Source organism: Chromobacterium sp. INPA-IVC, from assembly GCF_059047085.1.
Window position 1 is genome coordinate 284,057 of record NZ_JBTNLS010000001.1, and the last position, 8,643, is coordinate 292,699.

4 protein-coding genes are annotated in these 8,643 nt (G+C 58.8%); 2 read left to right on the forward strand and 2 right to left on the reverse strand.

Annotation, left to right across the window (positions count from 1 at the left end; all coding sequences use genetic code 11):
• Nucleotides 1-13 precede the first annotated feature (13 nt).
• Complete coding sequence (locus tag ACX17K_RS01255; RefSeq protein WP_493773350.1) at nucleotides 14-2,860, reverse strand: ribonucleoside-diphosphate reductase subunit alpha; 2,847 nt, start codon at nucleotides 2,858-2,860, stop codon at nucleotides 14-16.
• A gap of 815 nt (nucleotides 2,861-3,675) precedes the next feature.
• Nucleotides 3,676-4,137, reverse strand: coding sequence for a ricin-type beta-trefoil lectin domain protein (locus ACX17K_RS01260; protein ID WP_493773351.1), 462 nt, complete (start codon nucleotides 4,135-4,137; stop codon nucleotides 3,676-3,678).
• Between the two features lie 1,246 nt (nucleotides 4,138-5,383).
• On the opposite strand from ACX17K_RS01260, the gene ACX17K_RS01265 reads away from it, so the two are divergent.
• Both ACX17K_RS01265 and ACX17K_RS01270 read left to right on the forward strand, forming a co-directional pair.
• The gene (locus ACX17K_RS01265) at nucleotides 5,384-6,775 is read left to right on the forward strand and encodes a cytochrome P450 (protein WP_493773352.1); all 1,392 of its coding nucleotides are present in this window, start codon (nucleotides 5,384-5,386) and stop codon (nucleotides 6,773-6,775) included.
• Nucleotides 6,772-8,520 carry a fatty acyl-AMP ligase gene (locus tag ACX17K_RS01270; RefSeq protein WP_493773353.1) on the forward strand — a complete coding sequence of 583 codons (1,749 nt, stop codon included), beginning with the start codon at nucleotides 6,772-6,774 and terminating at the stop codon, nucleotides 8,518-8,520. The genes ACX17K_RS01265 and ACX17K_RS01270 overlap by 4 nt, the downstream gene beginning before the upstream one ends.
• Nucleotides 8,521-8,643: the final 123 nt, after the last annotated feature.

Below are 8,643 nucleotides of genomic sequence, written 5' to 3' on the forward strand. Positions count from 1 at the left end.
TGCTCGATCTGCCTTACTGGCAGCTCTCGCAATCGGGGTTGTCGATGCTGCAGAACTTGGCGTCGGTGGCCGGGGTGTTGTCCACCGCGGCTGCCGGCGCGGTTTGCGCCTGGCTGGACACGGCGTTCAGCTCGCCGCCGCGGCCGGTGGACTTCTCGGCGCTGGTGGCGGCCAGGGTGCGCAGGTAGTAGGTGGTCTTCAGACCGCGCAGCCAGGCGTGCTTGTACAGTTCGTCCAGTTTCTTGCCGGAAGCGCCGGCCATGTACAGGTTCAGCGACTGAGCCTGGTCGATCCACTTCTGGCGGCGGGAAGCCGCTTCCACCAGCCATTTCGGGTCCACTTCGAAAGCGGTAGCGTAGATGGCTTTCAGTTCGGCCGGCACGCGGTCGATCTGGCCCAGGCTGCCGTCGAAGTATTTCAGGTCGGCGACCATCACTTCATCCCACAGGCCGGCGGCTTTCAGATCGCGCACCAGGTATTCGTTGGTGACGGTGAATTCGCCGGACAGGTTGGATTTCACGAACAGGTTCTGGTAGGTCGGCTCGATGGATGCGGACACGCCGATGATGTTGGCGATGGTCGCGGTCGGGGCGATGGCCAGGCAGTTGCTGTTACGCATGCCGTGCTGCTTGATGCGCTCGCGCAGCTTGTTCCAGTCCATGCGCTCGGTGCGGTCCACTTCCAGGTAGCCGCCGCGCTCGGCCGCCAGCAGGTTGATGCTGTCGTGCGGCAGCACGCCGCGGTCCCACAGGCTGCCGCTGTACGACGGGTAGCGGCCGCGCTCTTCGGCCAGCTCGGTGGAGGCCAGGTAGGCGAAGTAAGCCACCATTTCCATGGATTCGTCGGCGAATTCCACGGCGGCGTTGGAGCCGTACGGCACGCGCTTGATGTGCAGGCAGTCCTGGAAGCCCATCACGCCCATGCCTACCGGGCGGTGCTTCAGGTTGGAGTTGCGCGCCTTCTTCACCGGGTAGAAGTTGATGTCGATCACGTTGTCCAGCATGCGCAGCGCGGTGCGGACGGTGCGCTGCAGCTTGTCGGCATCCATGCTGCCATCGGCCTTCAGGTGCACGGACAGATTCACGGAACCCAGGTTGCAGACGGCGATTTCGTCGTCATTGGTGTTCAGCGTGATCTCGGTGCACAGGTTGGAGCTGTGAACCACGCCCATGTGCTGCTGCGGGCTGCGGATGTTGCACGGGTCTTTGAAAGTGACCCACGGGTGGCCGGTTTCGAACAGCATGGTCAGCATCTTGCGCCACAGGCTCAGGGCCGGAATGCGCTTGTGCACCTTCAGCTCGCCGCGCGCGCCACGGGCTTCGTAGGCGTTGTAGGCCTTTTCGAATGCCTGGCCGTACAGGTCGTGCAGGTCCGGAGTTTCGGACGGGGAGAACAGGCTCCACTCGCCGCCTTCCATCACGCGCTTCATGAACAGGTCCGGAATCCAGTTGGCGGTGTTCATGTCGTGGGTGCGGCGGCGGTCGTCGCCGGTGTTCTTGCGCAGCTCGAGGAATTCCTCGATGTCGGCGTGCCAGGTTTCCAGGTAGGCACAGACGGCGCCTTTGCGCTTGCCGCCCTGGTTAACCGCGACGGCGGTGTCGTTCACCACTTTCAGGAACGGCACCACGCCCTGCGATTTGCCGTTGGTGCCCTTGATGTGCGAGCCCATGGCGCGCACCGGGGTCCAGTCGTTGCCCAGGCCGCCGGCGAACTTGGACAGCAGCGCGTTTTCCTTGATGCCTTCGTAGATGCCGTCCAGGTCATCCGCGATGGTGGTCAGGTAGCAGCTGGACAGCTGGCTGCGGCGGGTGCCGGAGTTGAACAGCGTCGGGGTGGACGACATGAAGTCGAAGCTGGACAGCACGTTGTAGAACTCGATGGCGCGGTCTTCGCGGTGCACTTCGTTCAGCGCCAGGCCCATGGCGACACGCATGTAGAAAGCCTGCGGCATTTCGATGCGGGTGCCATCCACGTGCAGGAAGTAGCGGTCGTACAGGGTTTGCAGGCCCAGGTAGCCGAATTGCAGGTCGCGCTCGGCGTCCAGCGCCGCGCCCAGCTTTTTCAGGTCGTATTCGGCCAGCTTTTCGTCCAGCAGCTCGGCGGCGATGCCCTTCTTGATGTAGTCGGCGAAGTAGAGCGCGTATTGCTTGCCCATTTCGTCCTGGCTCACGGCCTCGCCCAGGATTTCCAGGCGGATGTTGCCCATCAGCAGGCGCGCGGTCACGTAATCGTAGGCCGGGTCCAGTTCGATCATCGAGCGGGCGGCCAGGATGGCGGACTTGCCCACTTCTTCTTCCGGCACGCCGTCGTAGATGTTCTTCAGGGTTTCGGCCAGGATGGCGTCCACGTCGATGCCGGCCAGGTTCTTGCTGGCGGCTTCGATGTTGGCGCGCAGGCGGGCCACGTCCAGCGGCAGCTTGCGGCCATCCTTGCGCAGCACGTTGATCTGCACGCTGGTCAGCGCTTCGCCGCGGGCGGCGCGCTCTTGCGAGCGTTGTTCGCGGTACAGCACGTAGGCGCGGGCCACGTCGTGCTCGCCAAAGCGCATCAGCGACAGCTCAACCTGGTCCTGGATGTCTTCGATGTGGATGGCGCCGCCTTCCGGCTTGCGGCGCATCAGCGCGTTGACCACCTGTTCGGTCAGCTGGGCCACCTTGTCACGGATGCTGGCGGAGGTGGCGCCCTGATTCCCCATCACCGCCAGGAAAGCCTTGGTCATGGCGATGGAGATCTTGACGGGTTCGAACGGCACCACCGCGCCATTGCGTCGGATGGTTTTGTACAGGCTGAAGTCGGCTTGCGGCGCTGCTGCGCGGCCGAGTTCCGCGGCGGTTTGCCCTTCAAAGGTGGTCAGTTGCATGTATCCCTCGATAAAGAGAAGTTTACGTCCGGCTGCGCTGCGTTCTTGAGGACAGGTCAGCTTGTGGACAATTCTGTTGAAAAGCTGTGTGCGGGCTGTGGGTAAACACAAGATGTACCGTCAGCACCGCCAAATCTGCCCAAATTCTAGTGGTGGGGGTGACGTAGTTCAAGTCTTGACTTTGGCCGGGAATCTGGCCGCGGGGAGGAAAGCCGCGCCGTTATTGGCTTTGCGGGGAGGGAAAATTTTTGGCGGCTAAAATGGCGCGTGGATGCGACTGTCAGAAAATTGCAGGAAACGCCGCATACGCTAGCAGCTGTTGCCCATGATCGGACGGCCACAAGATGTTGTAGACATGCACTGTTGCGCGGCCGCTACGACCATGGCGTGAAAGTTGCGGGCGCGCCGATGCCGGCGCGAGGCGCTTTGGAAGGCGTCTGATTCGGCGGCATTGAGTTCGGCGGCATCGAGCGAAGCGCTGTCGCCGTTCGGAATGCTGGCGTGCGGCCGCGGTGTTGACGACGCGGGCCTGGAATGGAGTCCGCTTGAAATGGCAATGAGCGGCGGGGTGGCCGCCGCTCTGGATTGCCGAACATCCTGGTAAGGGAATGGCTGATTTTTCGCAGGGGACTGAAATCACTTCGCCGGCCATCGAAATATGCTTGAGGCTGGTTATTGCCAGCTAAGCAACGGGCGGCGTTTTCCGCGGGCAATGCGGTTATTCCGGCGCATCAACGCGCCGAGGCGTTTCCTATTTGGAAATCATCATCCCCTTGATATTGCTTGTACACCCCGCCGGCAAGGGGCGCGCGATATTATTTCGCGCCTGCGGTTTCCTCTTCGGCCACCGTCTTGAACAGCGCGACTTCCACCACTTGGAATTCCCAGTGCTGGTTGTTGCCGTTGTGATCGGTATACAGAATGATGGGATTGCCCAGTTCCACCACGGCGCCCTGGTTATCCACCACCATGCCGTTTCCGCTATTGATGATGGTTTGCGGCTTTTTCACCCAATCCCAAGTCTGGCTTTTCTTGCCGAACTGATAATTGGTGACGGTAAGCTGCGCGCCTTGGGTCTGGGGCGTGGCGTCCAGAACCAGTTGTTCCGACGAGGCGAGGCGAATCAAGCCGGTGAACGGGTCCAAGGTCCAGCGGGTGCGGGTGGTGCCGCCTCTTTCATACTTGGCCAGCACGACTTTGCCGCCGTTGGTGTCATCGATGACGCCGATGCAGTAGCGGTTGTCTTGGGTGGAACGGAGAACGTAGCGTTGTTCCATGATGGACTCCTCGAATAATGAGCATGTGCCCATAGCAAGGATAGTTAACGTTCACGCTTTATCTATATGAGTAATTGCTTAAGTTTAAATGCTTAATGGTAGCGCTTAGGGCTTCTTGCTTGTGAGTTTTGTTACATGTTGAGAGGGGATTTGCTGTGTGGAGTTATATATTCTGATTTTGTTTTGATTGGCATGCATATTTGATGTTAATGGTTAAATATGGAAGGGCGCCTGAATGCCTTGTGTTCGGATGTCGGAGGGCATGAAGTTTCATGCCTGCTATTTGCGTCGGCGGCGTGATGGGTCGGCGAGCTGGGCGGAGCAGTCGATCAGGCGGCCGGGAGTGCGATGCCATTTCCAAAGTCATTGAGTCGGATTCAGCGCATGGCGAGGGTTTTATGTGCTCCAAGTCGGCCGAAATCCGCCCTCCACATTATTTGTAGCAGCCTAGTGTTTTGCAAAGTCTAGTCATTAAATTAAATGACGAGCAGTTTGACATTCGATAGTCATTGAAACGGCCGCGGCTTTATAAAACCGCCCACCATCATTTATTCATCGTCATTTCTTTTTGCTCGTAGCGCATTATCTTTTGCGAGATTGCTACCGTCTTTTATTGTTCGCGCCTAGCATGATTTTGCCGCCGCTCTCCATGCCGGCGCTTCTTCGATGCGACGGGAGTTCTTGAGCTTATTTAATAAATTGTTTGATAGTGAATAGTCTGCACGTTAATTGTTTTGCAAAGGATATGAAAAGAGTGATGCGGCAATGACAATGTGTTTTTGATTGTAAATAATATGAAATGTTTACATTAGTACTAATTCGAAGCCCAGGGCTTATATATGCTTTTAAGCTGAAGCGTTAGTCAGCAATGCGATTGGGGCGCATGTCGCCAATCAGGCTTATTTCTCTAGCATCTTGGCTTGGTTCTCCGTTTTCAATCGTGAAATTCAAATGACATTGTTGGTGATTTTGGCAGCGGGAAGCCTGGCATCTTCTGTCATCTAACCGCTCACATGTGTATGTATATTTACATAAAAAATTCGAACCAAATATTTCTTTGTTGTCATAAAGGTCATTAGGCATTGTTTTCGTCATGTAGATAAATTCAAACAATCCATCGTTGGTTTGCTACTATCTGGCCTTCGTGGGCGATAAGCGATTTAATCGTTCCAATAAGGCATGCCCAATTGCATTGTCAATATGTTCGCTCGGAGGTTGGACGTTAAGCAGATCTAAGGGGATGTGTATGGATATTCACCTGCCGAATGGTCCGCGTGATCAATTGTTCGGTTTTTTCATAATGCAAAAAATGAACCGTGACTTTCTGCGGTTTTTTCAAGATGCACGGCGTGAATATGGCGATGTCGTCTATATTCGCGTGCTGTTTGAAAAGCTCTATGCCTTTTTCCATCCGCAGATGATCCATTCGATTCTGGTGGAGCGCGCCAGCTCGTTCATTCGGTGGGAGCACGGCGTTCGGATATTTGCCAAAGCGCATGGGAACAGCATTCTTGTTACGGAGGGGGAGGAGTGGAAGCGGCAACGCCGCTTGGTGCAGCATTCGTTTGTAAACCGCCACTTCAGCAGCTATACCCGCCAGTTGGCGCAAGCGACAAAGACGGCGCTGAGCGCCTTGCCGGTGAACGTTCCGCTCGATTACGAGCATGCGATGAATGTTTTGAGCGTGGACGTCATTCTGGGCGCCATGTTTCGCACATCGACGGCAACGGACAGCGCTTTATTGGAACGGGCTGTGACGGAGCTGGCGGAGTCAGGGTATCGGCAGATGTTCATTCCTTTTCCGGTACCCAACTGGTTTCCCGGCATGGCCGGATATCGCCGCAACCTGGCGGCGATCGACGGGTTGATCGCTTCCTGCATCAAGGAACGGCGCGTCGATCCCGACCAGTTTCATGATCTGGTCAGCCTGCTATTGGAGGCTGACGGCAGCGGGTCCTGGGACGATCAGGATATTCACGATCAGGCCAAGTCGCTCTTTCTCGCCCGTCACGAAACCACCTCAAGCACGTTGGAGTGGCTGGGATGGATGCTGGCCTCGCAGCGGGAGGCGGCGGCCAAGGCCAGGGCGGAGGTGGATGCCGTTCTGGGCGGGCGCATGCCGGAGTACGAGGATATTGCCAGGCTGCCTTATCTGGGCCAGTTCATTAAAGAAACCATGCGCTTATACCCGGCAGCCCCCGCATTGCTGATGCGAAGGGCCATCGAGGACGTGCAAGTCGGAGAGTGGCGGCTGCCCAAGGGCTCGCTGGTTGTCATGCAGAACTATGCCGTTCACCGCGACCCGCGCTGGTTTCCCGATCCGGAGCGGTTTGACCCCGAACGTTTCAGTCCCGCGGCCTCCAAAACGATTCCCAGCGGCGCTTATCTGCCGTTCGGCTTGGGTCCGCGCACCTGCGTCGGGTCCCGCTTCGCGATGACGGAATTGACCGTGATCGCCGCCATGCTGCTGCAGCGCTTCGAACTGTTCCCGGCGCCTGGGCAAAAAAATCCTGAAATCTCGTTCACGGTGGCTTTGCGTCCAGCGGGCGGCCTGAAGTTGATTCTGCGCGAGCGCGCGGCAAGGCCGTCCATTGCGGCGTCTTGTGTTGAGAAAAAAATCGCAGAGGGGAAGGTATGAGTTCAATCGTTGAGAGATTATGCGAGCGCGCCAGGACCACGCCGTCGCAAACCGCATTCGAATTTCTGTCCTCCAAGGGCACGCCGGAGCACACGCTGAGCTATGCGCAACTGGAGCGCGCGGCCAGCCAGGTGGCCGCCATGCTCCAGGAAAACGGAGTGGCGGCCGGAGAGCGGGTGCTGGTCATTTGCCAGCCCGGTTTGGAGTATGTCGCCGCGTTTTTCGGTTGTCTGTACGCGGGCGCCGTGGCGGTGCCGCTATACCCGCCCCGCAATCGTCTGCACGTCGCACGGGTGGTCAGCATCCTCCAGGACGCGCAAGCGCGGCTGTTGCTGTGCAATGGCAAGGGCATTGAGCGTTATGCGGAATTTTTCGCCGAGCTGCAGGTGCCGGTTTCCGCGCTGCTGAGCGTCGAGTCCTGCCAACAGGAAGAGGGGGAGCCGACCGGCCCCGCGGAACAACTGCCGCAAAACACAGCCTTTCTCCAATACACCTCCGGCACTACCGGCACGCCCAAGGGGGTGATGGTTTCCAACGCCAACATCGCCCACAACCTGGGCATGCTGAATCTTTGGCTGGGAGGGCAGCCGGGCGAGCGGATGGTGAGCTGGCTGCCGCCATATCATGACATGGGGCTGATCGCCGGGGTGCTGGCTCCGGTGATGGGGGGCTATCCCTGCGTGTTGATGCCGCCGGAGACCTTCTCCTATAGCCCTTTCGTCTGGCTGGACACGATCAGCCGCTATCAGGCGACGATCAGCGGCGGCCCCAATTTTTCTTACAGCATGTGCTGCCAGAAAATCAGCGATGAGCAATTGGCCGGGCTGAATCTGGCCCGCTGGCGGATGGCTTTCAACGGCGCCGAGCCGGTGCGGGCCCGGACCCTGGCGGAATTCGCCGCGCGATTCGCGCCTTCCGGCTTCAACGCGGATTCGCTCTCTCCCTGCTATGGCCTGGCCGAGGGCACGCTGATCGTCGCCGGGCATGAGGTCAAACGACCGGCTGCGGCTTTGAAAGTGGACCGGCAGTTGTTGCAAAGCGAGCACCGGGCGGTCATCAATCCGCAGCCGTTTTCTGCTTTGGCTCCAGAGTGCCCCGAGTGGCGAACCCTGGTGAGCGTGGGGCCGGTCATCGGCGGGCAGCGCTTGCTGATCATCGATCCCGCCTCCGGCGTGCCGCTGACGGATCGCCGGGTCGGCGAAATCTGCGTTTCCGGCGGCAGCGTCGCCGGAGGCTATTGGCAGCAGCCCGACATCAGCCGGCAGATCTTTCATACGATCCGGGACCGGGAGGGCGCGAGCTATATGCGGACCGGCGATCTGGGCTTCATTCATGAAGGCCATCTGTACGTCACCGGGCGCCTGAAGGACATGATCATCATCTCCGGGCGCAACTTCTACTCCGAAGACATCGAACAGTCGGTGGTCAGCAGCCAGCCCAAGGTGGTGGCCAATAGCTGCGCCGCTTTCTCCGCCGAGTACGCCGCCCAGGAAAGCCTGGTGATCGTGGCGGAAGTCGAGCGCACCGAGCGCCACGGCAATCTGCAGGAAATCATCATCGGCATCCAGAAGGAAGTGTGGATGAAGCACGAAATCAATCCGCAAACCATCGTTCTGGTCTCTCCCGGCCAGGTGCCCAGAACTTCCAGCGGCAAGGTGCGGCGCAAGGCCTGCCGCCAGGCCTGGGCAGAGGGCGAACTCAAGGTTCTGGATTCCTGGGACCGCCACACCGAACCCATCCGCTAAGCCTCCAACCACAGTCACCACGCTGTTCTGAACCGCGGCCTTCCATGCGTCGGCCGGGTAGGGAGAGGCTATGCCTGCGAAAAGGCTAATCGCCTCAAATTTGTATCGCTTCGGATGAATGCC